The following is a 24,696-nucleotide window of genomic DNA, read 5'->3' as shown; positions in this document are numbered from 1 at the left end:
ACGAAGACTCGAAGGGTAAAGAAGGTTAGAAAAAGGCGCTTATTGTTTAATCATCTTGTTATTTTTGCTTATACCAATGGAATTAAATAAGTGTTCAGAGATTGCGCAGGAAAAATTAACACGAATAAGGCGTGAGTTGTAGGAGATAGTTGTTCTCACTTCAAAACTTACAACGCAGTTAGGGGTAATTTTAATCAGCAAGAATGATCACCTTATTAATTCTGTTGGTATTATCTTCCTACGTGTTCTTCGTGCAGCGCAGCGACTTCGTGGTCATTTTTTATTTTTAAAACTTTTTTAAATAAAAAGACGAATTAACCACGAAGACAGGAAGGGCAAAGGAGGTTAGAAAAAGGCGCTTATTGTTTAATCATCTTGTTATTTTTGCTTATACCAATGGAATTAAATAAGTGTTTAGAGATTGCGCAGGAAAAATTAACACTAATAAGGCGTGAGTTGTAGGAGATAGTTGTTCTCACTTCAAAACTTACAACGCAGTTAGGGGGGATTTTAACCAGCAAGAATGATCACCTTATTAATTTTTTTGGTATTATCTTCCTTCGTGTTCTTCGTGCAGCGCAGCGGCTTCGTGGTCATTTTTTATTTTTAAAACCTTTTTAAATAAAAAGACGAATTAACCACGAAGACAGGAAGGGAAAAGAAGGTTAGAAAAAAAGCGCTTATTGTTTAATCTCCTTGTTATTTTTTCTTGTCTTCCTTCGTTTTCTTCGTGACTTCGTAGTCGTTTTTTATTTTTGAAACCTTGCAAAACACAAAAACGAATTAACAACAAAGATAGGAAGAAGAATATTAGATAAAAGATTTTTATTGCTAAATTGCATTGAATCGAGTGCTAAATAACATTGTTGTTAAATGCATTGTCTTATAAAGCCTTTATGTTGCTGTAAGCTACTTCTTGATTGTTCGGCATTAGTACCCGTTAAAATCATGACAATGGCAGTTTTACAATGATTCCCAGATTCTTTTAATGCTACTTCTGCGACTTCTCGGGAGCACTCTGTTGCTTCCATTATTATTTTCTTTTGTCTTTCTATTAACTTTTCATTGGTTGCTTGCACATCAACCATTAGGTTACCAAAGACTTTACCATTTTTAATCATAGAACCTGTCGTAAGCATATTCAGTACCATTTTTTGCGCGGTGCCCGCCTTCATTCTTGAAGATCCTGTCACAACTTCGGGTCCAACAATGACATCTAATTTGATATCAGCAATATTTGCCATTTCACTATTGTTGTTACAACAAAGACTGACAACAGTACAACCTAGATCTTTTGCATATTGCATTGCGCCAATCACATAGGGTGTACGTCCACTGGCTGCAATACCCACAACAATATCTTTATCATTTAACTGGATATTCTGTAAGTCTTGTTGACCTGCTCGAGTATTATCTTCTGCATTTTCAACCGCTTTTAAAATAGCTGGCTTGCCACCGGCAATTAACCCAACCACTTGTTCGGCTGGACTACCAAAAGTAGGAGGACATTCACTTGCATCTAAAATGCCTAAGCGCCCAGACGTTCCTGCTCCACAATATAATAAACGTCCGTCTACACTAAAAGCAGACTGAATAGCATCCACTGCCAGCGCAATGTTAGGGAGGATTGCTTCTACGGCAGTAGCGACTTTTTTGTCTTCGTTATTAATAATAGTAAGCATAGCTAATGTTGATAAGGTATCAATATCCGCACTTGCTTGGTTGCGGCTTTCGGTAATAAATTGTTGTAAAGATAAATTCATAATAGACACTTAGTTATAATAGCTTTTAACACTGAGGATGTAAGTTGCTATAATAACAGCTCACTTAATTGAGTTGAATTGATATCATGAAGCAGCCTTCGAAAAGATCTAATAACCGACACTCACAAACATCTACTGGTAAAATTCATCTTGAAAAAAATGAACAAGTCGATAAATCAGAATATACTGAAAATATAATGTTTACAAAAAAGCAGAAAATAGCAACTTTGGTGAAAAATACTTTACAGCTAGCATTAGGTTTATTGATTATCATGTTATTTTTATCAATGGCTAGAATGATTACTAGTTATTTTGGCAGTACTTTTCCTGCTTCAATATTGGGTATGTTGATGTTATTTGTAGCACTCTCATTAGGCATTATTAAATTAAATTGGATAGAGTTTACTGGGAATTTATTCTTAAAATATTTAGCTTTATTATTTATCCCTATCGGAGTTGGTTTGATTAATTATTTTGAATTGATTGCCGAACACTGGTTAGTGATTGTATTCTCATTATTTTTTACTACATTGTTGACGTTATTTATGGTCGGTCATTGTTATCAATGGTTAACTAGAGAGGAAGGATAATGTTTGTTTATATTGCTACACCGGTTACCTTATTATTGTTCTTTTTAGCTAAAAAACTATATAGCTTAAAACCAAGCGGGTTATTAAATCCTGTTCTATTAACCATACTCAGTTTAATTTTAACGTTACTTCTATTAGATATACCTTTTGCTGAGTATCAACAGGGCACGTCACTCATTACTGCATTTTTAGAGCCTGCTATTGTCGCGTTAGCGGTGCCACTGTATTTACAATTAAAAGTGATTAGGTCGCGTTTAAAGTTTATTCTAACCAGTTGTTTACTCGCAGTTTTTGTGGCCTTTACCTGTGCTTTTTATATTATGCCTTTGCTAGGTGCTGATTTAATTACAGCGGCTTCTTTTGCTGGACAGTCTGTTACAACACCTATTGCGATGGAGATTAGCTCAAACTTAAATGGCATCGTTTCCTTGACCGCTGCTATGGTTATTTTTGCAGGTATTATTGGTGCCAGTATTGGTTTACCTTTTTTAAGATTATGTAAAGTAAAGGATCAACAGGCAATTGGTGTCGCTATTGGTTGTGCTTCTCATGCACTAGGTACGGCTAAAATTTTAGAAGATAACGAAGAAGCTGGTGCTTTTTCTTCTATCGCTTTAATTGTGTGTGCAATATTATCTGCGCTGATTATGCCCATTCTTTACCAATGGCTTATTGTATAATTTTAGGATTATTTTAAAGATTTATAGCAAAATCAATCATTATACCAATCACACTAATTAAGTTATCTATTATACTTGTTAAAATAACTTATTTAATATAATCGGTATTACTTAAAAATAGGCAATAAAAAACCGAAGCAAGCTTCGGTTTTTTTATCTTATATTCATTACAACTTATTGAATATAATGATAGTGATTGGTTAATCAGCAGCGTAACCAAACTCGTCTAACTGTTTATTATCTAAATAGGCAAACTGACCCTGCATATTTAAACGACCACTAACAAACCAAGAGGCGGCAAGAGCATATATTTGATGCTCTTGCGTTAACACTCGTTCTGTTAAATCTTGTGCACTATCTTCAGAGAAAATAGGCACTTTAGCTTGTAATACTGTTGGACCACTATCAAGCTCTGGCGTAACAAAGTGTACCGTTGCACCATGCTCTTTATCACCGGCATCAATAGCACGTTGATGTGTGTTAACACCTGGATATTTTGGTAACAAAGACGGGTGAATGTTAAGCATTTTACCTTGATATTGATTAACAAAATCAGAGGTTAAAATACGCATAAACCCTGCTAATAAAATAAGATCCGGTTGTAACTTCTCTAATTCAGTTGCTAATAAAGCATCGTATTGCTCACGCGATCCAACACCTTTACTTTCAACTAAGATAGCAGGAATATTTGCTTCACTAGCACGTTGTAATCCAAACGCATCTGCTTTATTGCTGATCACAGCAACAATTTCGACTTGTTGATCATTTATTTGCTGTTTATGTAACTTATCCATTAGTGCTTGCAGGTTACTGCCGCTTCCTGAAATAAGTACAACTATCTTTTTAGTCGTCATTGTATTATTTGATCTCTACTTGAGATTCACCTTCAGCTGCGTCTTCGATATGACCTAATACCCAAGCGTTTTCACCTTGTGCATTTAAGATCTCAACTGCTTTTTCTTTTTCAGCAGCAGGAACAACAATCATTAGGCCAACACCACAGTTAAATGTGCGGTACATTTCTTCTGTTTCAACGTTACCATTTTCTTGTAACCAGTTGAAAATAGCAGGCCATTCCCAGCTCTTACCATCAACAACTGCTTTGCTGCCAGCGGGTAATACACGAGGAATATTTTCCCAGAAACCGCCACCAGTAATATGTGAAATAGCATGTACAGGACAGTTTTTGATTAATTCTAATGTAGATTTAACGTAGATTTTAGTTGGCGTTAATAACGTATCGCCTAGAGTTGAATCACCAAAGGGTGCACTTGTATCTGCTTTTGACACTTCTAAAATTTTACGAACGAGTGAGTAACCGTTTGAGTGAGGACCACTTGAAGCAACAGCGATTAAAGCATCGCCAGCAGCAACTTTAGTACCGTCGATCACTTCTGATTTTTCAACAACACCAACACAGAAACCAGCGATATCGTAATCGTCACCTTCATACATGCCTGGCATTTCAGCTGTTTCGCCACCGATCAATGAACAGTTTGATAATAAACAACCTTCACCAATACCTGTCACAACATCTGCAGCTACATCAACATCTAATTTACCTGTTGCGTAATAGTCTAGGAAAAATAGTGGCTCTGCACCTTGAACGATTAAGTCGTTCACGCACATAGCAACAAGATCAATACCAACCGTATCATGCTTTTTAAGGTCAATGGCTAAACGTAATTTTGTGCCTACACCATCAGTACCTGCAACTAATAATGGCTCTTTATAACCTGTTGGTAGTTGACATAAAGCGCCAAAACCACCAAGTCCGCCCATTACTTCAGGACGTTTAGTGCGTTTTGCTACACCTTTAATACGTTCAACTAATGCTGTACCTGCGTCAATATCAACACCAGCGTCTTTATAGCTTAAAGAGGTTTTTTGGTTGCTCACTTGCATTCCCCACAAATAGAAGTTAAAAGCGAAAATCGCTTTAAAAAGTTTAGAAGATAAAAATTGTCCGCATTTTAGCATTTATAAGACTAGGGTCGAATTATTTCTGAAAAGAATTGTCTATTTTGATGAATATTTTCGTAATACTCGTGCTAAGTGATTAAAATACATATAATAGTCAGACCTTTTTAGATATTTATTAACTGAAACTTGCATTAGTATAGGATCTGCTTATGATCTCCCTCATATTGATTAATTTAATGGTTGTGTAAATAAATGAAAAGTAATCGTTTAGTTCGTTTTTTTGCTGTAGTAAGTTTGTTTTTCTCGGTACACAGCGTTGCTTTACCTCAGATCAGTCCTTATCAAGGGTTAGTACCTGCAGAAGACAGCAATGAAGATAAATTAAGAGAAGCAGCGCTCGAACAAGTTTTAATTAAAGTATCGGGTAATGTGGATATTGTTAAGTTAGATGGCAGTAAAACGCTCGCTAAAAGCATACCTGATATGCTGGCTCAGTTTGGTTATCAAGATATTAATGATAAACGTTTCTACTTTGCTCTTTTTGAAAAACAAGCCATTAATAGTGCACTTAACGCGATGCAACAACCTATTTGGGGCGAAACACGACCTAGTCCATTAATTTGGTTAGTGAATGAAGATAGACAATTAACGTCTGAAAACATGATTGATAGTAGCCAAGATGGCGCAATATCATGGGGGTTAAATAAGTCGCAAATAGAACGTGGGATCACGGGGAAATTTCCGCTTGTTGATCTTGATGATCTCTTAACCGTTTCAGTGTCTGATGTAAGTGGACGTTTTTATCAAACCGTTGCCGATGCTTCTAAACGCTATGATGCAGAATATTTTGTGTTAGCTAATTTAACAAGTATCAACGCACAGCAATGGCAGTTAAAATGGGAACTGGTGCAGTACAATGCGCAGAGTAAAAAAAATAAAGTGTTGATTAAACAAACAAGTAATGGCGACAAAGCAGGTGTGATGTTTACAATGCTAGGTGAGATAGCTGATTACTACGCTAAGCAATTTGCCATTTTAGAAAATAATGGTGCAAGATCTGCTCAGTTATTAAATATTAATAATATTAACTCTCTCGAAAAGTTAATGAGTATTAACGATATTCTTAATAACTTAAATTCAGTAGACAGTTTTGAAGTTGTTAGTTTAGATGATAAAAAATTAGAAGTATTAGTGACATTAAAAGGTAGCTTAGCGAGTTTGGAAAATGCATTGAACGCACAACCAAAATTGCAAAAAGATTTAATCTCAACCGCTCCTTTTTACTATAATTGGCAACCATAGAGTATTTAATGCCTCAAGATGAATTAAGATTTCAATACCCTTTACTTGCTTTAAAGTTTCCAGACGATGAAACGTTTGCCAGCTTTTATCCAGGTCAAAATGCAGAACTATTAACGTTACTTAAAAATAATGTGGTAGGCATTGGTGAGCCAATATTATATATGTGGGGAGAGTCCGGTAGTGGTCGCTCGCATTTATTACATGCATTATGTTCAGAAGTAGACGAAATAGGCGAAACAGTCGCTTATATTCCTTTGCACCATTATCGTAGTATGACTTTAGATATTTTTGAAAATATGGAAAATATCACCCTTGTTTGTATTGATAATGTCGATGCCATTGCCGGTGATAAAAAGTGGGAGAAAGCACTTTTTGATTTTTATAATCGTTGGTTAGATAATAAAGATAATCGAGTACCTGGTGCTAACTTAGTCATTTCTGCTAGTGATTTACCTAAACAAATAGGAATTGAATTGGTTGATTTAGTTTCTCGTTTAGAGTGGGGGGCTTGCCACCATTTACAACCGCTTAATGATGAAGAAAAATTGGGAGCGTTACAGTTACGAGCTCAATTAAAAGGCATGCGTTTACCGATAGATGTAGGACGTTTTTTACTAAACCGTCTTTCTCGTGAAATGTGTATGTTACTGAATACATTAGATCAGCTAGATAATGCCTCATTAGAAGCTAAACGAAAATTAACCATTCCTTTCGTTAAAGAAGTGTTACGTTTATAACTGGTTTATAAGTGTAAGTGAAAACGGATAGTTAACAACGTTAAATCATAACCCAATAAAAAAGCCACTTAATAAAAGTGGCTTTTTAGTTTTAGAGATCATCTTAAAGATTGTTTAATGGGTTATTTCTTTTTTTTGCGAATGCTTAACCCAAGTTCTATTCCTCGGTATTTAGCAAAGTAGATGTTACCCGCTAAAAATAAACTCGCTAATATAAATTCAATAATAGCTAACCAAAGTTCCTGATCGTTACCCATGATAATGACACTGCCATGCATGATGTAGATAAGTGATATAAAACCACTCCATGCATAGGTATAAGGATTGCCCTGAACAATGCCTTTTAAAGGACATAACAATGGAATTAACCAAATCAGTGTTATTAAAATTGGGCTAATACCTAAAGGAGGTGGTGATAAATAAAGGTGCCAAAGAGGAACCAATATTAATAAACCAAAATATCCACATTGTGCAATACGTTGAAAATGTAAAGTGTTCATTTAATCCCTTTATAGTTAATACGATTGATAAAGCAATCTACAATTAAAGTATCGCTAATACTGACTCAGGAGGACGCCCAATAGCTGCCTTTCCATTTGCAACTACAATTGGACGTTCAATTAGTTTCGGGTTTACCTGTAAAGCTGTCACTAAAGCCGACTCATCATTCTCAGAAGCAAGGTTTAGTTCTTTATATATAGTCTCTTTAGTGCGCATCAACTGTCTTGCAGAGTCAAAACCTAATTGTGAAATAAGTGTTTTAATGGTTTCCACTGAAGGTGGATTTTCCAAATACTTTATTATTTCAATCGAATGTTGTTCATTATCGATTAAAGCTAATGTTTCACGGCTTTTAGAGCAACGTGGATTGTGGTAAAAAGTAATATCTGTCATAACAACCTCATTTTGTAATCAGTCTTTATTGAGCTGGCCAAATAGCAATGTAATCTTCTAAATTATCAGGGTCGACTTGCGTTTCAGAAATAATTTTTCCTCGAATCGAATGTCCGCCTTTATGCATAGCTGACTGACTGCCAGTTATTAAAGGATGCCATTCCGGTAATGGCTTTTCTTCAATTAATAACTTGTAAGCGCAACTCGCAGGCAACCAATGAAATTGCTCTACATCATCAAGTGATATTTTCACGCAATCAGGCACTATTTTTAATCGGTTTTCATACTTTTTGCATTGACATGTTTTTGTATGCAACAGATGACAGGCGACATTAGTAAAATGCAACTCTTCTGTTTCATCATCAATTATTTTATTAAGGCAACATTTGCCACAACCATCACACAGTGATTCCCATTCATTTTGAGACATTTGTGATAGTGTTTTTGTTTCCCAGAAATTCTTCATTTACTTCTCTTTTTACTTACTTACTTACTTAACTATAATGACTTAATTCAATTACTTAAATACGACTATTTAACTACAATCGGTGGTGACACAATACGCTCAGATAAGTAAGTTACTGCTGTTGCAAAATAATAAGAACGGTTCCAATGCATCAATACTTTATAATTATTGTATGCCAAATAAACTCGGCCATTTTTGTCGTCAGGAATGACAATCGAAGCCTGTAAGTCTACATTAGGTAAGTCATGACCATCGTAGCGACGAACACCTAATGCTTGCCATTCAACTAATGATTTTTGTTGTTTAATCCCTGCTAATTCAACATCAAAGTTACTCGGTATTTTAACTTGGCGTCCCCAAATATGACTATCATCCCAACCTTCTGTTTTCAGGTAGTTTGCGGCAGAAGCAAATACATCGCCAGGTGTATTCCAGATATCTTTTCTACCATCACCATCGTAATCGACCGCATAGTTTAAATATGAAGTTGGCATAAATTGTACTTGACCCATTGCACCGGCCCACGAGCCAATAAATTTATCTTTAGTAATATGCCCTTGCTCTAAAATGGTTAGTGCAGCAAATAGTTGTTTTTTGAATAGTGTTTCGCGACGACCTTCATAAGCCATGGTTGTTAATGATGAAACAACATAATGACGTCCTGTTAAACGCCCGAAGTTAGTTTCAATGCCCCATAAAGCAACAATAAAACGTGGTTGTACTCCGTATTCTTTACCGATTTTTTGTAATAAGTGATAATTTTTTTTATAAGCTTCTCTTGCTTGTTTAATTTTCCAATCAGGCACTGCTCTTGGAATATAGGTATCCAGTGTCATTTTAAATTCAGGTTGTTGTTTATCTGAAGATACACTGCGTTGTAAAAATTTAACGTCTTCAAAAGCACTATTAACTGTATTTTCATTAATACCTAATTCGATTGCTTCTTTTTTAAGATCTTCTACATATTTAGTAAATGAAATGTCACGCTCAACATTTGCAAAACTACTTGTAGAAAAGCTACATAAAGTGATAATAGATAAACTTTTTAGAATAAAGTTAATGTTTTTGGAAAATAAATTAATTGTTTTCATGACTCTGATTCCAATTGCTGTAGTTTGCGATTTTTATGGTCTTTTAAATAATCAATAGGTGGCGGTGGTAACTGTAAATAAAAACCTGAATCAGTTACTGCTTTAATCACTCTAGAGGCCTCTGCTATCGCCATTTTTGTGGTTTCTTTGATATTTAATATAGAAACTAATTGTGGTGGCCCAAATTGTTCTAGCAAAGGAGTAGGGACTTGAGAGAAGTCATCTCGTTTTGCAACAAAAATATAGGTTTGTGGTTTACGGATACTTTTATATACAGCACATAACATAATACTTATCTAGCCCTTTGCTTGCCTAATGTTGATGCAAACTATAACATGCATAAGCATTTATTTTTTATAGAAATTGACTGAATTTTATGTCAAATAATAAAGATTTAATTAGAAAGGACAATTATGACGTTAAAATCGTTAAATTTTACCTTGTTAGTAGTAAACCTGGAGAGTGAAACACTTTCAGAGCTGGCCGATGAATTAAATAAAAGACGGTTAATGGCCCCTGAATTTTTTGCTCAAACACCGATGGTTGTTAATATTGTAGAATCTTCATTAAATATTGATTTTTTACAATTGCAACAAACCGTTGAAGAGCATGGTTTTATTTTGACAGGTATTACGGGCAAAGTGTCAGAACAGCAAAAAGATCAAGCAAGTAAATATTCTATTGCTGTATTACATGGTTCGAAAAGACAAATCGTTAAAACTACACCTGTTGAACAAAAGTCAGAACAGGATGCAGATTCAACTGATGATGTTAAAGAAAGCACTGAAGCGACACCGGAAGAGTCATTTGTTCCAGGTGAAGTGAAAACGAAAGTGCATAATGGCCGAGTGCGTTCAGGCCAACAGATTTATGCTAAAGAGTGTGATTTGGTGATTAGTGGTGATGTAGGCGCAGGTGCTGAAGTCATTGCTGATGGCAATATTCATATTTACGGTACGTTAAGAGGTAAAGCGCTAGCGGGGGCCATGGGCAACACGGGTGCGGCGATCTTTTGTACAGTATTAGAACCTGAATTAGTATCAATCGCGGGTGTTTATAAATTAAGTGAAACATTACCAGAGGATATGTGGTCAACCTCTTGCTCTGTTTCTTTAGAAGATCAGAATATGGTCTTTTCAAGTTTAAATAAAATTTAAAATACAAAGGAAATTTATATGGCAAAGGTAATTGTTGTCACGTCTGGTAAAGGTGGTGTTGGTAAAACAACAAGCAGTGCAGCTATTGGTACTGGTTTAGCTAAAACAGGTGCTAAAACCGTGATCATCGATTTTGATATCGGCTTAAGAAATTTAGATTTGATCATGGGTTGTGAACGCCGTGTTGTTTACGACTTGATCAACGTTATTAATGGCGAAGCAAATTTACAACAAGCATTAGTTAAAGATAAACGTGTTGAAACACTTTATATTTTACCTGCTTCACAAACACGTAATAAAGATGCTTTATCGCAAGAAGGTGTTGCAGAAGTTATTGAAGCGTTAAAAGCTGATGGCTTTGAATATATTATTTGTGATTCACCAGCGGGTATCGAGCAGGGCGCAATGATGGCATTGTATTTTGCTGATGAAGCTATTGTAACCACTAACCCAGAAGTATCGTCGGTGCGAGATTCAGACCGTATTACTGGTATGTTATCAAGCAAGTCACACCGTTCAGAAAAACAAATGGAACCGGTTAAAGTACATTTGTTAATCACACGCTATAGCCCTGAACGTGTTGAACGTGAAGAAATGCTTAGTATCGAAGATATTGATGATTTATTAGGCATTGATTTACTGGGTGTTATTCCTGAATCTAAAGATGTATTAAGCGCATCTAACTTAGGTGAACCAGTGATTTTAAATCAAGAAAGTGATGCAGGTAAAGCTTATCAAGATGCAGTAGACAGACTATTAGGTCACCAACGTGATTTACGTTTTGTTACTGTTGAAAAGAAAGGCTTTTTAAGCCGTATATTTGGAGGGTAAGATGGGATTATTACAATACTTTAGAAAGGATAAACCTAAAAAAGGTACTGCAAAATTAGCAAAGGATCGCTTACAAATTATTGTTGCTCATGAGCACTCTAGTTTTGATGTCCCTTCATATATGCCTGAATTACAAAAAGAATTAGTCGCTGTTATCCGTAAATATATGGATATTTCGTCTGAAGATGTTAAATGTGAATTTAATGATAAAGCAGATGATGATATGTCAGTATTAGAAGTTAATGTGACATTACCGAAACTAAAGTAAGTTTTCGATGATCTATTCACTTTGCTCATCGCTAAGTGAATAGATTAACGATATTGCTGCTTCTTACTATAAAAAATGCGACTACTAAGTCGCATTTTTTGTGGCTATAACATTATTTTATTAACGTATTATACCAATCGCACTAATTAACTGATCTATTTTACTTGTTAAAATAACTTATTTCTTCGTTGTAAATTTCGTAAAGGGAACAACCATTTAGCTCAATTTACGCTTTAAACTAAGTCATTTTTCCTGCGCAAAATTTAGATCACTTATTTAATGTAATCAGTATTATTCTGCGCTATCTTTTACTAATGTAATTTTATTAATAATAACAGGCTCAACAGGCTTGTCTTGTGCTGCTGTTGTAACGTTAGCTATTTTATCAACCACTTCTAACCCTGCCGTTACTTTACCAAATACTGCATAACCCCATTTGTTAGTGCTTGCATCCAAAAACGAGTTGTCTTTTTGATTAATAAAAAATTGACGTGAAGCTGAATGTGGGTTGCCAGTACGCGCCATTGAAATAGTACCTCGTTCATTACTCAGTCCATTTTTAGATTCATTCTCAATAGAAGCAAGTGTTTCTAAACGTTGACCAGATACTGAGAAGCCACCACCTTGAATCATAAAACCTTCAATGACACGGTGAAAGGTAGTTGCTTTGAATTGATCTCTTTTAATATAAGCTAAAAAATTTGCCACAGTTTTAGGTGCTTTTTCAGGATATAGCTCAACAGTCATTTGTCCTTGATTGGTATCAATCACCACACTTGGATTGGCAGCTAGCGCTACATGACTGGTTAATAATAGAATGAATGCCGTAATGTATTTCATGATGATCCCTTGTTTTTGTTTTAGTCTCTAGTATCAATTTAAAGTGGTATTTTAAAATCGTCGTAATATTAAGTTATTGTTTGGAATATTTCTAACATAACAGTGAATTAAAATTGTTGCATCTGTTCGTTTAGCTCTTGGTCTTCAACAATTTGTTTTAATAAAAGCGATAATTGCTTATTCATACGTTTAGTAATGTCTGCAATGTTAGCTGAGAAAGCGGCATCCCATTGTTTATTTGCACGAAATAACTTGATGAAAGACTGACCTTGATGAGTTAAAGCTACTTTAACCATCATTTGTGATGATACATCATAACTTGCTGTGTTCTCTGTGACTGTTGCGAGTGCTTTCACTAACTTAATATCTATTTTGTAATCACTCGTGTGATCTATTTTCAACTTATTATCTAACCAAGCTTGCGTTAAGCTTTTTTCAATTAATAAGCGCAAAGATTGTTGTTCATTAATTAACTGTGCAACATTATCGCCATCGACTATTTCGATCAAGTGGCGTGCTACTCGCTCATCTTGACTATTAATTTTCCAAGGCTGTGGGTTTGTAAAAGTATAAGCCCCTTTTTCAATATTAAGTTCAGGCATAATATTGGTATAAGAAGGTGTTGAAGTACAACTGATTAATGTTAATAAACTGGTGATTATTAATAATGGTTTGAAAAAAGCGTTAAACATTTTAAGATCCTAATAAGAGAATTAAAAGCACATCATAACAAACCTAATATTTAAGCGAATTAATAAATCTGAACATAATGACTAATTGGTTTAATTTTAAGTTGTAATCATTTTTCAAAAGCGCTTTTTCCATCAAATAAGCTATTTTATCTTGTAAATACCTATTATTTTCCATGTTCAATAAATAAATTGGTTCATGAGTTTATAAAAACAATTTATGTAAAATATGAACAATGTTACCGAATTTTTTTGATATGAGATCTTCGTCATATTAACTTAATCTTTCTGTAACACTGATGAAATCTAGGCTAGCGGTGGTTATCCACTTTTTCTGTGGATAACTCTGTGGGAAGTTAAAGAAGAACGTACTGAAACCCTTGATATCACTTGGGTTTGATTAGATCGAGTTATTTTTAACCGTAAAAAATAGTCTTTTTATTTCAATGAGTTATAATCGTCAAGTGGTTTTTTTTAGGTTTTTAAAGTTCTCTTCAATATCTCTTTTGTTTTTTAGTGTGTCAATAGATTTCTGTTAATATTTACGGAATAAATATATTTATTTATATTGACAAAGTTTTCCTTTAAGGAATCTTAATTGCTTATTTAATGAACGCTATATTTGTTTAATATATCCAACTAGAGTGCTCTGTCTATTAAGTCACTGAATCTTTTTTATTAATGTTGAAGGCTTTTTATGGTCATTTTGTAGCAATTTTGTTAATGAAAATAGCTGATTCAGTATTAGATATTTATGTAACCTCTATTTTCATCGGTTTTCTATTTAGAGCTGATCTGCATTTATATTTTATTTTTAAAAACGATCAGTCTATTCGCTATTAGTAATGTTAAGATTAACCAATAAATCAAGAGATATAATGAGGATCTATGAGTAAACCGTTTGAGCTAGTTTGTCCATTTACTCCAGCAGGAGATCAACCACAAGCGATTACAAAATTGGTAGAGGGCATAGAGTCTGGTCTTGCGTTTCAAACGTTACTTGGTGTGACGGGGTCTGGTAAAACATTTACCTTAGCGAATACTATTGCTCAATTAAACAAACCCACCTTAATTCTTGCTCCAAATAAAACACTTGCCGCGCAATTATACGGAGAAATGAAAGCTTTTTTTCCAAACAATGCTGTCGAATACTTTGTTTCTTATTATGACTATTACCAACCTGAAGCTTATGTACCTAGTTCAGATTCCTTTATAGAAAAAGATGCCGCAGTAAATGCACATATAGAGCAGATGCGTTTATCCGCAACAAAAGCGTTATTAGAGCGCGATGATGTGGTGTTAGTTGCATCAGTTTCTGCGATTTATGGTTTAGGTGATCCACAGTCTTATTTAAAAATGATGTTACATATTAGTGTGGGTGAAATAATTTCTAGTAGAGAAATTTTACAACGCTTAGTAGACATTCAATATACTCGTAATGAAACAGAGTTAAGCCGTGGTACTTTCCGTGTGCGTGGGGAAGTGGTTGATATTTTCCCTGCTGATTCAGAAAAGCAAGCAATTAGAATAGAGTTATTCGATGATGAAGTGGAAAATATTAGTATATTTGATCCATTAACCGGTCAACAAATCGAACAGCTCTCTCGTACTACTATCTTTCCTAAAACTCACTATGTAACGCCTAAAGAGCAAATTCTTAAAGCAATAGAAGGTATCAAAGAAGAATTACAAGATCGTAAGAAAACCTTCTTGGCTGAAAATAAACTGATAGAAGAGCAACGGATTTCACAACGTACTTTGTATGATTTAGAGATGATGAATGAACTAGGTTATTGTTCTGGTATTGAAAACTATTCACGTTATTTGTCTAGCCGTGGAATAGGAGAAGCACCACCGACATTATTTGATTACCTGCCTAGTAATGGCTTATTAGTCATCGATGAAAGTCATGTTACCGTGCCGCAAATTGGCGCGATGTATAAAGGTGACCGATCCCGAAAAGAAAACTTAGTTAATTATGGTTTCCGTTTACCTTCAGCGTTAGACAATCGCCCGTTAAAGTTTGAAGAATTTGAAAAATTAGCACCACAAACTATTTATGTTTCTGCTACACCGAGTGATTATGAAATAAATAAATCACAGGGCGATATTATCAGGCAGGTAATTCGTCCTACTGGTTTGTTAGACCCAATTATCGAAGTACGTCCAGTTGCAACTCAGGTAGATGACTTATTATCTGAAATTAATATTCGTGTTCCAAAAAATGAGCGAGTTTTAGTCACCACACTAACCAAGCGTATGGCTGAAGATTTAACGGAATACTTAAGCGAACATGGTGTTAAAGTGCGTTATTTACATTCTGATGTTGATACGGTTGAGCGGGTTGAAATTATTCGAGACTTACGTTTAGGTATATTTGATGTGCTGATCGGCATTAACTTACTTCGTGAAGGGTTAGATATTCCTGAAGTATCTTTAGTGACTATTTTAGATGCAGATAAAGAAGGCTTCCTACGTTCTGAACGTTCATTAATTCAAACCATGGGGAGAGCCGCACGTAATTTAGAAGGGAAAGCGATTCTTTATGCGGATAGAATTACTGAATCAATGCGTAAAGCCATTAAAGTTACAGAAGATAGACGAATATTGCAGGATGACTTTAATAAAGCCAATGGCATTGAACCTAAAGGTTTATCGAAAGAAGTCACTGACGTCATGCAGTTAGGTCAAAAACCTCAACCAAAAAGTAACATCACACCTCTTAATGTAGCAGAAAATGGTGGTTCATATAACGCTAAGAAGCCGTTACGTACAGAGCAAGATATTTTAAAAGAGATTGCAAAAATTGAAAAACAGATGTTCGCATTTGCTAAAGATTTAGAGTTTGAAAAAGCAGCACAATTACGTGACCAAGTGACAAAATTACACGAGCGGCTTTTGTCTGTTGGGTAATTATCTTTTGATTAACTGATTAACTGATTAACTGATTAACTGATTAACTGGGCGAGTCATTATAGTGTAGTTATTTTACTTGATAGAAAAAATAACCTTATGTTTGTTTAACTAAGAAAAGTAAACATAAGGTTGATTCTTATTAGGTTACATTTTATCTGTAATGTCTTAATCAAAACTTTTAATTTTAAACTTCAATTAATCTTACTGCGATATAAAATTAACAATATCACTCGACTCATATAACCATTGAGTTTCACCATTGCTATGTTCAATACGTAAACAGGGTACTTGCTTTTTACCACCACCTTGGATCAAATCACTTCGATGTTGATTATTCTGCTGAATGTTTCTCGGTTCAATATCAACACCCAGTTTTTGTATTGCTTTACGTGTCATTACACAATAAGGACAGGCGTCATAGTAATAAAGAGACATAGATTTAGGTTGTGTTTGTGATAACGTCATGTGCTTTTTCCTCAATGAGTATTATTTTCTTTTTTAATTTTTAAGTAAATGATAAGCGATGTGGTGAAATATCATGTGCAGAGTTAATTAACTAAACTTAATTAACTAAACTTAATTAACTAAACACAATCAAACCAATCACTACAAAGCTATTTTTACTAAATCCTTAATAATTACTGGCTTAATATAAGGGACTATTTAGTGATTAAGGCAACCAAATGTCTTAAGTTTGCCCCCATTTGTCCAAATGATTGCTTTAACCAATAACTCCAGTGGTTATTTATTATGATATGTATTCTCTTTGAAAATATAATGGGTAGTCGGGAGAATGTTTAAGATAAGTGATAAAGAAGGGGGGGGGAAATTAGATTGTTTACTTTGGTTATTATTCAGCGTTTACTGATTAACAAATAGAATAAGAGGTAGAAAGTACAATCAAAGGCTAACCTAAGGGCGTTAAAGCGTGCTGTTTTGCAATGATATTGATGACTTGAATTAAACGATTTTTAATTTCAGATTCAATGTTGGTTTTTGTTTTGATTAAATCAGCAACGGCAATATACGCGTTGGTGGTTAAGTTCTTTGGTTGATAGCAATAGGCAATATTGTTATCAAAAATCCAATCCTCTTTATTTATTTTTGTCTTCATTTCTTTACTTATAAATTGTAGATCGTCTGTTAACGCTCTAACTAATGTGAAATGAAAAGACAAAATACAAGTTTCATTACCATACCAACCCGCTTTTAATGCTTGAAAGTTAATCCACATTTCTAATTTATTTAATAAAGGGGAAAGTGCACTGGAAAATGTTTGGTCGGCAATGACTTTTATAGGAAGTGTTTCTGGTGTCATGTTACCTACTTATCTTATGTTTATTTGAGTAGAGAAAGGCGAACACTATACTCTCAGCGTTCAAACCTAATTCTACTGGTTATTTGTTGTTTACTAATGTTGTTTGCTAATTTTCTATATTAGTAAGTAAAATTAAAGTACACCTAACCCTTCCTTTTCTAACAATTCAATCAAAGAAATCAGTGGTAAGCCGATTAAACTATTTGGATCTTTACCTTCAAAGCGACTGAATAAACTAATACCAAAACCTTCACTTTTAAAACTACCGGCGCAATTATAAGGTTGTTCTTTATTCAGATAGTTAGTAATCATCTGATCTGATAACGCTCGGAAATACACTTCAAAGGGTTCAACTAAAGAATGGACCTGACCTGTTTTACCATTAACGACGGCGAGCCCGGTGTAAAAAGTGACATGTTGACCACTAGCCGCTTTTAATTGCTTAAAGGCATTTTCAAAGTTACCAGGCTTCCCTAATATTTTACCGTTGTTTAAGCAAACTTGGTCTGATCCTATGATTAAGGCATCTGGAAAATCACTAACCACTGCTTGGGCTTTTGCAATTGCGAGCCTTTCTACTAATTGAACTGCCGTTTCTCCTGGCAATTCGTCTTCGTTAACCTGTGGGTTAGCTGTGGAAAAGTCTAGATGCAGTTTTTCTAGCAACTGTTTTCTAAACGGTGAAGTCGATGCTAACACTAGCTTTTGTGGCATAATAGACCTTACTTAAGTATAAAAATAAGTTTATTTTAAGGACTACGAAAGAATAAAGCGATAGCTGAATAAAAACTTAAGAAAAATAACGCTTTTTCTTTGACTATATTGAACTCTATCTATATTATTCGCCACCATGCAAAAGGTTAAACTACCGATTAGCGTTGATTCTGTTCGCGCTGCTAATAACAGATTAGAGATACTAGCTAGCCTAGACAAATCTTTATTAAGCAGATTAATAGAGTCAACAATCAGTATTCAATCTGATATCGATACTTATTTTGCCTTTGATGTTGATCAGCAAAAGCTGAAAATATTCAATGGTAAAGCAAGCGTCGCAGTAGAACTCACTTGTCAACGGTGCAATGAGCCTATGATTTATCAGTGCGAAGCTGAATTTACGTATTGTCCCGTTCTTAATAAAGAACAGGAAAATAATTTACCAGACGTTTATGAACCCATTTATTACGATGAAAATGGGGAGGTAAATCTTCATCAAATAGTTGAAGACGAGCTATTATTAACACTTCCTCAAATTGCGAAACATGCAATTGAAGATTGTAAATATGGTGAGTACGAAAGTACCTTCGGCGAAATTGAAGAAGAACAAGAACGTCCTAACCCATTTGATGCGCTAGCTCAGCTAAAGCTCAAGTAACAAGCAGGAATTTTTAAAATGGCAGTACAAAAAAGTCGTAAGACTCCTTCAAAACGCGGTATGCGTCGTTCACATGATGCACTAAGTGCACCAACTTTAACTGTTGATAGTACTTCTGGTGAAACTCACCGTCGTCATCACGTTACTGCTGACGGCTTCTACAAAGGCAAAAAAGTCATCGAAAAGTAAGTTATTACTTTGCGTAACTTTACCATTGCGCTTGATGCCATGGGGGGAGATTTTGGCCCCCATATTTCTTTACCTGCAAGTTCGAAATCCTTACTATTACACCCCAATTTATACATCACTATTGTTGGTGATAACCAAATAATATCCCCTTTATTAAAGCAATATCAGTTACTTGAACACCCTCGAGTCAAATTTATGCACGCACCAGAAACCATATCAATGGAAGATGATCCTGTTTCTGTATTACGTCATCGATCTCAGTCTTCAATGCTCGTTGCGTTACAATTAGTGGCGAGGGGTGATGCGGATGCTTGTGTGAGTGCCGGTAATACAGGGGCGCTTATGTTATTAGCTAAGCACACTTTAAAAACACTTGAGGGGATTTCTCGTCCAGCATTAGTTTCAGCGCTACCTAATAATCGTGGCGGGCATAGTTACTTAATGGATTTAGGGGCGAACCTTCAATGTGGTTGTGATACGTTATTTAATTTTGCATTAATGGGCAGTGTATTGTGTGAAAAAGTGGAGCAATTAAGCGCTCCATCGGTTTCATTATTGAATGTTGGTCGTGAGACTAACAAAGGCAATGATACGATAAAACACTGTGCAAATTTGTTGGCTAATACTGAATATATAAACTATATCGGTTATATAGAAGCTAACGAGTTGTTTGATGGTCGTGCGGATGTCGTTGTAACTGATGGTTTCAGCGGTAATATTGCACTGAAAAGCTATGAAGGGATGGGGCGTGTATTTTTAGCGCAATTACAAAAAGCAATGGATGCAACTTGGTATAGTCGATTGCTTGGTAAGTTGTTGAATCCAATTATAAAAAACCAATTAAAACATTTGCATCCAGATCTGTATAATGGTGCCAGTTTGATTGGGTTACGTGGCATTGTTGTAAAAAGTCATGGTAGTGCAAATGTAGAAGCATTTACTTATGCAATAGAACAAGCAATTAAAGAAATTCAATGGCAGATACCTGCTTGCATCAGCGCAAGGTTGGAATCTGTCTTAGCAGAGCGAGATTGTTTATCACATGAATAGCAAAATTATAGGTACGGGTAGTTATTTACCAACAACAGTACGCACCAACCAAGACTTGGAAAAGATGGTTGATACAAGTGATGAATGGATCACTGTACGTACTGGTATAAAAGAACGTCGCATTGCTAATGAACAAGAAACGATAGCTTTCATGGGCAAACAAGCTGGAGAGCAAGCTTTACAAGCCGCGAATATGGAAGCAAGTGATTTAGATTTAATTATTGTGGCAACCACAAGTAATCACAATGCTTTCCCTTCGGCCGCTTGTGAAGTACAAAACTTGTTAGGTATATATGATATTCCTGCGTTTGATGTATCAGCAGCTTGTGCTGGCTTTACTTATGCGTTAAGTGTTGCTGATAACTTTATTAAAGCGGGTGGCGCAAAAAATATATTAGTTATTGGTGCTGATGCGTTAGCTAATACCTGTGATCCAGAAGATAGAAGTACTATTATTTTATTTGGCGATGGTGCCGGTGCGGTTGTATTAACTGCTACTGAAGAACCTGGTATTTTATCTACTCATATCAATGCTGATGGTCGATTTGGAGATTTACTCAAACTACCTAATGTAGCGAGAGGCAAAGAAGATACATTGACTAACTCATATTTAACAATGGCTGGTAATGAAGTATTTAAAGTCGCTGTTAAAAAATTAAGCCAAGTTGTCGTTGATACTTTAGCCGCTAATAATATTGAAAAAGATCAGTTGGATTGGTTAGTTCCTCATCAAGCGAATCAACGTATTATTGCTGCGACAGCGAAAAAACTAGGTATGTCTATGGATCAAGTTATTTTGACGCTTGATAAGCATGGTAATACTTCAGCAGCTTCAGTACCACTTGCCTTAAACGAAGGGGTAAGAAGTGGTAAAATTAAACCTGGCCAGCTTGTTTTATTAGAAGCATTTGGTGGTGGTTTTACTTGGGGTAGTGCACTTGTAGTTATGTAGTTACACAACTAAGTCGTTAAGTAGCTATACAAGCATAAGACGAGTTTATTTTAAAAACATTACAAAAGTAATAATAGAAAATTTAGGAATTAAAGATGACAAACTTTACATTTGCCTTTCCTGGCCAAGGCTCACAAAGCTTAGGTATGTTAGCTGATTTAGCGGCTACACATCCTGTTGTAATTGATACATTTAAAGAAGCAAGTGACGCTTTAGGTTATGACCTTTGGACATTATGTCAAGAAGGGCCTGTAGAAGCTTTAAATCAAACAGATAAAACTCAACCCGCATTATTAGCTGCATCAGTTGCTGTTTGGCGTGTTTGGGCTGAAATGGGTGGTGAGCAACCAACGACTATCGCCGGGCATAGCCTAGGTGAATATTCTGCATTGGTTTGTGCTGGTGTTATCGATTTTAAAGATGCATTAAAATTAGTAGAGCTTCGTGGTCAACTAATGCAACAAGCTGTTCCTGCTGGTGTTGGCGCAATGTATGCGATTATTGGTTTGGGCGATGCTGAAATTAAAGCTGCATGTGAGCAAGCTGCGCAAGGCGAAGTCGTTTCTCCTGTTAACTTTAACTCGCCTGGCCAAGTAGTTATTGCTGGTAATAAAGATGCGGTAGAACGTGCGGGTGTGTTATGTAAAGAAGCGGGTGCAAAACGTGCTTTACCTTTACCCGTTTCTGTTCCTTCACACTGTGCATTAATGAAACCTGCCGCAGATGAGTTGGCAATTGCATTACAAACAGTACAATTTAATACACCAACGATATCTGTTATTAACAATGTTGATGTCGCAATTGAAACGGATGCTGACAAAATTAAAGATGCATTGGTTCGTCAATTATACTGCCCAGTTCGTTGGACAGATATTATCGTTAAAATGGCAGAGAAAGGCATTAACTTACAAGTTGAAGCGGGTCCTGGAAAAGTATTAAGCGGTTTAGTTCGTCGTATCGATAAAAGTTTTACGGCACAAGCAATTAATGACACAGCAAGTTTAGCGGCTGCATTAGCTGCTGTTAAAGGAGAATAATGATGAGTATGCAAGATCAAGTAGTATTAATCACTGGTGCAAGTCGTGGTATTGGGCGTGCAATTGCTGAAAGTTTTGTTGCATTAGGTGCAACGGTACTGGGTACAGCAACTAGCGAAAGTGGCGCTGCTGCGATTAGTGAATATTTAGGTGATGCAGGTAAAGGTTTTGTATTAAACGTGACTGAAACTGAATCAATAGATGGACTATTTGCTGAGATTAAGAAAGAATTCGGTAGTGTTGACGTATTAGTTAACAATGCTGGTATCACGCGTGACAACCTATTAATGCGCATGAAAGATGCAGAATGGGATGACATTATCGGTACTAACTTAACACCTATTTTTAAATTGAGTAAAGCGGCACTTCGTCCTATGATGAAGAAGCGCGCTGGTCGAATTATTAATATTGGTTCAGTAGTAGGTACAATGGGTAATGCTGGTCAAGCTAACTATGCTGCTGCAAAAGCTGGTGTAATTGGTTTTACTAAATCTTTAGCACGTGAAGTTGCAAGTCGTGGTATTACTGTTAATACAGTGGCGCCAGGTTTTATCGAAACTGATATGACTAAAGCGTTGAATGAAGATCAACGTGCCGCAACATTAACAAATGTGCCTGCAGGTCGTTTAGGCGATCCTAAAGAAATCGCTGCTACAGTTGTGTTTTTAGCTTCTGAAGGCGCTGCTTATATCACCGGTGAAACTATTCATGTTAACGGTGGTATGTACATGGTCTAGTTGTTGACAAACTCTGTTAAGCAATTAAGCTAAAAAAAGATAGATATTCTACTAATTTATTGATTAAAATCTTAAAATACTGGTCTAACCAGTGATAGAATACTTGAATATTAAACGCGATAGAATAAACTACCGCAACTTAACGCAAAAGCGTAATTACAAAGGAAGATAAAAAATGAGCAATATCGAAGAACGCGTAAAAAACATCATCGTTGAACAGTTAGGTGTTCAACTTGACGAAGTTAAAAACGAAGCTTCTTTCGTTGACGATCTTGGTGCTGATTCACTAGACACAGTTGAGCTTGTAATGGCTCTTGAAGAAGAATTCGATACAGAGATCCCAGATGACGAAGCAGAGAAAATCACTACTGTTCAATCTGCTATTGATTACGTTGTTAACAACGGTTAATTCTTCACTTTAATGTGTAGAAAATTTCTAAAAGGCGGTCTTCTGACCGCCTTTTGTTTTCTAAAGATAAAGTTTTCTAAAGATAAATTTTTCTGACAATAAAAAGTGTTCTAAAGATAAATTTTTCCAACCAACAATAATTAATTTGAAATAATATCTAAGTATTTTATAGAAAGTGTTTAGTTATTGTTTTTAAAGCTTCATTTAGGAGAGTCTAGTGTCAAAGCGTCGAGTTGTAGTAACCGGTTTAGGTATGATATCGCCAGTCGGCAATACGGTAGAGCAATCATGGCAGGCAGTACAAGCAGGCAAAAGTGGGATTTCAAATATCGAACATTTTGATACTGAAAAATTCTCCACTAAGTTTGCTGGCCTAATCAAAGACTTTAATGTCGAAGAATATATGCCAAAGAAAGAAGCGCGTAAAATGGATTTATTTATCCAGTATGGTGTTGCTGCTGCTGAGCAAGCATTTCAAGATTCAGGTCTTGAAGTGACTGATGAAAATGCAGAGCGTATTGGTGTTGCGATCGGTTCTGGTATCGGTGGTTTAGGTATTATCGAAGCGAATAAAGATAACTTTGCAAAAAGTGGTCCTCGTAAAATCAGCCCATTCTTTGTACCTGCTACTATTATTAATATGATTTCTGGTCATGTTTCTATCAATAAAGGCCTAAAAGGTCCTAATATTGCAGTAACAACAGCCTGTACAACAGGTACACATAGTATCGGTTTAGGTGCTCGTATGATTCAATACGGTGATGCTGATGTGATGTTTGTTGGTGGTGCAGAAAAAGCATCAACAGAAATGGGTATGGGTGGCTTTGGTGCTGCACGTGCTTTATCTACACGCAATGATTCTCCAGAAACAGCGAGTCGTCCATGGGACGAGTCACGTGATGGTTTTGTATTAGGTGATGGCGCAGGTGTATTAGTGATTGAAGAATACGAACATGCAAAAGCACGTGGCGCAAAAATCTATGCTGAATTTGTTGGTTTTGGTATGAGCGGCGATGCTTACCATATGACGTCACCACCAGAAAGTGGTGCTGGTGCAGCCTTATCAATGAAAAATGCGATTAGAGATGCTGGTATCGAAGCTACTGATATTCAATATATCAATGCACACGGTACTTCTACTCCTGCTGGTGATATTGCTGAAACTCAAGCTGTTAAAGGTATTTGGGGTGACGCTGCAAACTCTGTGATGATGAGCTCAACTAAGTCAATGACAGGGCATTTATTAGGTGCTGCTGGTGCAATTGAAGCAATCTTCAGTGTATTAGCCATTAAAGATCAAGTGGCTCCGCCAACGATTAACCTTAAAAATCCAAGCGAAGGTTGTGATTTAGATTATGTTACCGATGGTAAGGCGCGTCCTTCACACATTGAATATGCATTATCAAATTCATTTGGTTTTGGTGGAACAAACGGTACGTTAATCTTTAAACGTATCTAGTTTTTCTAATGCTTTAGACAATTAAA

At 35.7% G+C, this 24,696-nt stretch carries 29 protein-coding genes; 16 read left to right on the top strand and 13 right to left on the bottom strand.

From position 1 onward, the window contains the following. Window positions 1-869: 869 nt before the first annotated feature. Window positions 870-1,763 (bottom strand): N-acetylmuramic acid 6-phosphate etherase, encoded by an 894-nt coding sequence (murQ, locus tag GQR59_RS11295; protein WP_160062811.1) that lies wholly within the window; start codon window positions 1,761-1,763, stop codon window positions 870-872. An 86-nt stretch (window positions 1,764-1,849) separates the two neighbouring features. On the opposite strand from murQ, the gene GQR59_RS11290 reads away from it, so the two are divergent. Further along, window positions 1,850-2,353 carry a CidA/LrgA family protein gene (locus GQR59_RS11290; RefSeq protein ID WP_236546743.1) on the top strand — a complete coding sequence of 168 codons (504 nt, stop codon included), beginning with the start codon at window positions 1,850-1,852 and terminating at the stop codon, window positions 2,351-2,353. Next, window positions 2,353-3,033, top strand: coding sequence for an LrgB family protein (locus tag GQR59_RS11285; RefSeq protein ID WP_160062809.1), 681 nt, complete (start codon window positions 2,353-2,355; stop codon window positions 3,031-3,033). The genes GQR59_RS11290 and GQR59_RS11285 overlap by 1 nt, the downstream gene beginning before the upstream one ends. Before the next feature lie 200 nt (window positions 3,034-3,233). On the opposite strand, the gene purN is transcribed toward GQR59_RS11285, so the two are convergent. Both purN and purM read right to left on the bottom strand, forming a co-directional pair. Further along, the gene (gene purN, locus GQR59_RS11280; protein WP_160062807.1) at window positions 3,234-3,887 is read right to left on the bottom strand and encodes a phosphoribosylglycinamide formyltransferase; all 654 of its coding nucleotides are present in this window, start codon (window positions 3,885-3,887) and stop codon (window positions 3,234-3,236) included. 4 nt (window positions 3,888-3,891) lie between these two features. Beyond that, window positions 3,892-4,932: a phosphoribosylformylglycinamidine cyclo-ligase gene (purM, locus tag GQR59_RS11275; RefSeq protein ID WP_025565477.1), complete on the bottom strand. Its 1,041-nt coding sequence runs from the start codon at window positions 4,930-4,932 to the stop codon at window positions 3,892-3,894. 276 nt (window positions 4,933-5,208) lie between these two features. On the opposite strand from purM, the gene GQR59_RS11270 reads away from it, so the two are divergent. Both GQR59_RS11270 and hda read left to right on the top strand, forming a co-directional pair. Next, window positions 5,209-6,258, top strand: a complete 1,050-nt coding sequence (locus GQR59_RS11270) for a DUF2066 domain-containing protein (protein ID WP_160062805.1) — start codon at window positions 5,209-5,211, stop codon at window positions 6,256-6,258. An 8-nt stretch (window positions 6,259-6,266) separates the two neighbouring features. Then, window positions 6,267-6,995: a DnaA inactivator Hda gene (gene hda / locus GQR59_RS11265; protein ID WP_160062803.1), complete on the top strand. Its 729-nt coding sequence runs from the start codon at window positions 6,267-6,269 to the stop codon at window positions 6,993-6,995. 122 nt (window positions 6,996-7,117) lie between these two features. Here the strand turns inward: hda and GQR59_RS11260 are convergent, their stop codons facing one another. The 5 genes from GQR59_RS11260 to GQR59_RS11240 all read right to left on the bottom strand — a co-directional run bounded on the left by GQR59_RS11260 (window position 7,118) and on the right by GQR59_RS11240 (window position 9,733). Then, window positions 7,118-7,495, bottom strand: coding sequence for a DUF2069 domain-containing protein (locus GQR59_RS11260; RefSeq protein ID WP_160062801.1), 378 nt, complete (start codon window positions 7,493-7,495; stop codon window positions 7,118-7,120). A gap of 43 nt (window positions 7,496-7,538) precedes the next feature. Then, a complete protein-coding gene (gene arsC, locus GQR59_RS11255) occupies window positions 7,539-7,889 on the bottom strand; it encodes an arsenate reductase (glutaredoxin) (protein ID WP_160062799.1) in 351 nt (116 codons plus the stop codon). A 25-nt stretch (window positions 7,890-7,914) separates the two neighbouring features. Beyond that, complete coding sequence (locus GQR59_RS11250; protein ID WP_160062797.1) at window positions 7,915-8,355, bottom strand: YcgN family cysteine cluster protein; 441 nt, start codon at window positions 8,353-8,355, stop codon at window positions 7,915-7,917. Window positions 8,356-8,420: 65 nt separating this feature from the next. Further along, window positions 8,421-9,407, bottom strand: a complete 987-nt coding sequence (locus tag GQR59_RS11245) for a lytic murein transglycosylase (protein WP_160065139.1) — start codon at window positions 9,405-9,407, stop codon at window positions 8,421-8,423. Window positions 9,408-9,442: 35 nt separating this feature from the next. Beyond that, window positions 9,443-9,733 (bottom strand): YcgL domain-containing protein, encoded by a 291-nt coding sequence (locus GQR59_RS11240; RefSeq protein ID WP_160062795.1) that lies wholly within the window; start codon window positions 9,731-9,733, stop codon window positions 9,443-9,445. Window positions 9,734-9,859: 126 nt separating this feature from the next. On the opposite strand from GQR59_RS11240, the gene minC reads away from it, so the two are divergent. Genes minC through minE form a run of 3 tightly spaced genes read left to right on the top strand, consistent with a single transcriptional unit; the run spans window position 9,860 to window position 11,702 of the window. Continuing rightward, window positions 9,860-10,603: a septum site-determining protein MinC gene (gene minC / locus GQR59_RS11235; protein WP_160062793.1), complete on the top strand. Its 744-nt coding sequence runs from the start codon at window positions 9,860-9,862 to the stop codon at window positions 10,601-10,603. 18 nt (window positions 10,604-10,621) lie between these two features. After that, on the top strand, window positions 10,622-11,434 hold the full coding sequence (gene minD / locus GQR59_RS11230; protein ID WP_160062791.1) for a septum site-determining protein MinD: 813 nt from the start codon (window positions 10,622-10,624) through the stop codon (window positions 11,432-11,434). Between the two features lies 1 nt (window position 11,435). Continuing rightward, on the top strand, window positions 11,436-11,702 hold the full coding sequence (gene minE / locus GQR59_RS11225) for a cell division topological specificity factor MinE (protein WP_160062789.1): 267 nt from the start codon (window positions 11,436-11,438) through the stop codon (window positions 11,700-11,702). A gap of 291 nt (window positions 11,703-11,993) precedes the next feature. Here the strand turns inward: minE and GQR59_RS11220 are convergent, their stop codons facing one another. After that, window positions 11,994-12,542 carry a peptidylprolyl isomerase gene (locus tag GQR59_RS11220; protein WP_160062787.1) on the bottom strand — a complete coding sequence of 183 codons (549 nt, stop codon included), beginning with the start codon at window positions 12,540-12,542 and terminating at the stop codon, window positions 11,994-11,996. A gap of 107 nt (window positions 12,543-12,649) precedes the next feature. Beyond that, the gene (locus GQR59_RS11215; protein ID WP_160062785.1) at window positions 12,650-13,234 is read right to left on the bottom strand and encodes a YajG family lipoprotein; all 585 of its coding nucleotides are present in this window, start codon (window positions 13,232-13,234) and stop codon (window positions 12,650-12,652) included. Between the two features lie 885 nt (window positions 13,235-14,119). Here GQR59_RS11215 and uvrB point away from each other — a divergent pair. Then, window positions 14,120-16,144 (top strand): excinuclease ABC subunit UvrB, encoded by a 2,025-nt coding sequence (gene uvrB / locus GQR59_RS11210; protein ID WP_160062783.1) that lies wholly within the window; start codon window positions 14,120-14,122, stop codon window positions 16,142-16,144. 204 nt (window positions 16,145-16,348) lie between these two features. On the opposite strand, the gene GQR59_RS11205 is transcribed toward uvrB, so the two are convergent. The 3 genes from GQR59_RS11205 to GQR59_RS11195 all read right to left on the bottom strand — a co-directional run bounded on the left by GQR59_RS11205 (window position 16,349) and on the right by GQR59_RS11195 (window position 18,179). Then, window positions 16,349-16,612: a glutaredoxin family protein gene (locus GQR59_RS11205; protein ID WP_160062781.1), complete on the bottom strand. Its 264-nt coding sequence runs from the start codon at window positions 16,610-16,612 to the stop codon at window positions 16,349-16,351. Between the two features lie 442 nt (window positions 16,613-17,054). After that, the gene (locus GQR59_RS11200; RefSeq protein WP_160062779.1) at window positions 17,055-17,465 is read right to left on the bottom strand and encodes a hypothetical protein; all 411 of its coding nucleotides are present in this window, start codon (window positions 17,463-17,465) and stop codon (window positions 17,055-17,057) included. Window positions 17,466-17,597: 132 nt separating this feature from the next. After that, window positions 17,598-18,179, bottom strand: a complete 582-nt coding sequence (locus GQR59_RS11195) for a Maf family protein (RefSeq protein ID WP_160062777.1) — start codon at window positions 18,177-18,179, stop codon at window positions 17,598-17,600. Between the two features lie 136 nt (window positions 18,180-18,315). Here GQR59_RS11195 and yceD point away from each other — a divergent pair, with 136 nt between their 5' ends. The 8 genes from yceD to fabF all read left to right on the top strand — a co-directional run bounded on the left by yceD (window position 18,316) and on the right by fabF (window position 24,670). Further along, on the top strand, window positions 18,316-18,837 hold the full coding sequence (gene yceD / locus GQR59_RS11190) for a 23S rRNA accumulation protein YceD (RefSeq protein WP_025562453.1): 522 nt from the start codon (window positions 18,316-18,318) through the stop codon (window positions 18,835-18,837). 18 nt (window positions 18,838-18,855) lie between these two features. Next, complete coding sequence (gene rpmF, locus GQR59_RS11185) at window positions 18,856-19,026, top strand: 50S ribosomal protein L32 (protein ID WP_025562454.1); 171 nt, start codon at window positions 18,856-18,858, stop codon at window positions 19,024-19,026. Window positions 19,027-19,035: 9 nt separating this feature from the next. Further along, window positions 19,036-20,076 (top strand): phosphate acyltransferase PlsX, encoded by a 1,041-nt coding sequence (plsX, locus tag GQR59_RS11180; RefSeq protein WP_160062775.1) that lies wholly within the window; start codon window positions 19,036-19,038, stop codon window positions 20,074-20,076. After that, on the top strand, window positions 20,069-21,028 hold the full coding sequence (locus tag GQR59_RS11175; RefSeq protein ID WP_160062773.1) for a beta-ketoacyl-ACP synthase III: 960 nt from the start codon (window positions 20,069-20,071) through the stop codon (window positions 21,026-21,028). The genes plsX and GQR59_RS11175 overlap by 8 nt, the downstream gene beginning before the upstream one ends. A 95-nt stretch (window positions 21,029-21,123) precedes the next feature. Next, entirely contained in the window at window positions 21,124-22,065 is a 942-nt protein-coding gene (fabD, locus tag GQR59_RS11170; protein ID WP_160062771.1) for an ACP S-malonyltransferase, read from the top strand. A gap of 2 nt (window positions 22,066-22,067) precedes the next feature. Further along, window positions 22,068-22,802, top strand: coding sequence for a 3-oxoacyl-ACP reductase FabG (fabG, locus tag GQR59_RS11165; protein ID WP_160065137.1), 735 nt, complete (start codon window positions 22,068-22,070; stop codon window positions 22,800-22,802). A 175-nt stretch (window positions 22,803-22,977) separates the two neighbouring features. Beyond that, window positions 22,978-23,211: an acyl carrier protein gene (acpP, locus tag GQR59_RS11160; protein ID WP_025562459.1), complete on the top strand. Its 234-nt coding sequence runs from the start codon at window positions 22,978-22,980 to the stop codon at window positions 23,209-23,211. A gap of 217 nt (window positions 23,212-23,428) precedes the next feature. Then, window positions 23,429-24,670: a beta-ketoacyl-ACP synthase II gene (gene fabF, locus GQR59_RS11155; protein ID WP_160062769.1), complete on the top strand. Its 1,242-nt coding sequence runs from the start codon at window positions 23,429-23,431 to the stop codon at window positions 24,668-24,670. Window positions 24,671-24,696: the final 26 nt, after the last annotated feature.

The sequence above is a fragment of the Psychromonas sp. L1A2 genome (assembly GCF_009828855.1).
Lineage (GTDB): Bacteria > Pseudomonadota > Gammaproteobacteria > Enterobacterales > Psychromonadaceae > Psychromonas.
Note: the sequence above shows the minus strand (reverse complement) of the source record. Positions and strands in the feature narration are given on the sequence as shown.

Bases quoted from the DNA above. Each gene is read 5' to 3' on its own strand.
- arsC (WP_160062799.1), bottom strand. From the start codon at position 7,889: ATGACAGATATTACTTTTTACCACAATCCACGTTGCTCTAAAAGCCGT.
- GQR59_RS11250 (WP_160062797.1), bottom strand. From the start codon at position 8,355: ATGAAGAATTTCTGGGAAACAAAAACACTATCACAAATGTCTCAAAAT.
- GQR59_RS11215 (WP_160062785.1), bottom strand. From the start codon at position 13,234: ATGTTTAACGCTTTTTTCAAACCATTATTAATAATCACCAGTTTATTA.
- fabD (WP_160062771.1), top strand. From the start codon at position 21,124: ATGACAAACTTTACATTTGCCTTTCCTGGCCAAGGCTCACAAAGCTTA.
- uvrB (WP_160062783.1), top strand. From the start codon at position 14,120: ATGAGTAAACCGTTTGAGCTAGTTTGTCCATTTACTCCAGCAGGAGAT.
- GQR59_RS11290 (WP_236546743.1), top strand. From the start codon at position 1,850: ATGAAGCAGCCTTCGAAAAGATCTAATAACCGACACTCACAAACATCT.
- minE (WP_160062789.1), top strand. From the start codon at position 11,436: ATGGGATTATTACAATACTTTAGAAAGGATAAACCTAAAAAAGGTACT.
- fabG (WP_160065137.1), top strand. From the start codon at position 22,068: ATGAGTATGCAAGATCAAGTAGTATTAATCACTGGTGCAAGTCGTGGT.
- minC (WP_160062793.1), top strand. From the start codon at position 9,860: ATGACGTTAAAATCGTTAAATTTTACCTTGTTAGTAGTAAACCTGGAG.
- GQR59_RS11195 (WP_160062777.1), bottom strand. From the start codon at position 18,179: ATGCCACAAAAGCTAGTGTTAGCATCGACTTCACCGTTTAGAAAACAG.
- GQR59_RS11205 (WP_160062781.1), bottom strand. From the start codon at position 16,612: ATGACGTTATCACAAACACAACCTAAATCTATGTCTCTTTATTACTAT.
- GQR59_RS11220 (WP_160062787.1), bottom strand. From the start codon at position 12,542: ATGAAATACATTACGGCATTCATTCTATTATTAACCAGTCATGTAGCG.
- GQR59_RS11200 (WP_160062779.1), bottom strand. From the start codon at position 17,465: ATGACACCAGAAACACTTCCTATAAAAGTCATTGCCGACCAAACATTT.
- GQR59_RS11240 (WP_160062795.1), bottom strand. From the start codon at position 9,733: ATGTTATGTGCTGTATATAAAAGTATCCGTAAACCACAAACCTATATT.
- yceD (WP_025562453.1), top strand. From the start codon at position 18,316: ATGCAAAAGGTTAAACTACCGATTAGCGTTGATTCTGTTCGCGCTGCT.
- hda (WP_160062803.1), top strand. From the start codon at position 6,267: ATGCCTCAAGATGAATTAAGATTTCAATACCCTTTACTTGCTTTAAAG.
- murQ (WP_160062811.1), bottom strand. From the start codon at position 1,763: ATGAATTTATCTTTACAACAATTTATTACCGAAAGCCGCAACCAAGCA.
- GQR59_RS11260 (WP_160062801.1), bottom strand. From the start codon at position 7,495: ATGAACACTTTACATTTTCAACGTATTGCACAATGTGGATATTTTGGT.
- acpP (WP_025562459.1), top strand. From the start codon at position 22,978: ATGAGCAATATCGAAGAACGCGTAAAAAACATCATCGTTGAACAGTTA.
- minD (WP_160062791.1), top strand. From the start codon at position 10,622: ATGGCAAAGGTAATTGTTGTCACGTCTGGTAAAGGTGGTGTTGGTAAA.
- GQR59_RS11285 (WP_160062809.1), top strand. From the start codon at position 2,353: ATGTTTGTTTATATTGCTACACCGGTTACCTTATTATTGTTCTTTTTA.
- GQR59_RS11270 (WP_160062805.1), top strand. From the start codon at position 5,209: ATGAAAAGTAATCGTTTAGTTCGTTTTTTTGCTGTAGTAAGTTTGTTT.
- GQR59_RS11175 (WP_160062773.1), top strand. From the start codon at position 20,069: ATGAATAGCAAAATTATAGGTACGGGTAGTTATTTACCAACAACAGTA.
- purN (WP_160062807.1), bottom strand. From the start codon at position 3,887: ATGACGACTAAAAAGATAGTTGTACTTATTTCAGGAAGCGGCAGTAAC.
- rpmF (WP_025562454.1), top strand. From the start codon at position 18,856: ATGGCAGTACAAAAAAGTCGTAAGACTCCTTCAAAACGCGGTATGCGT.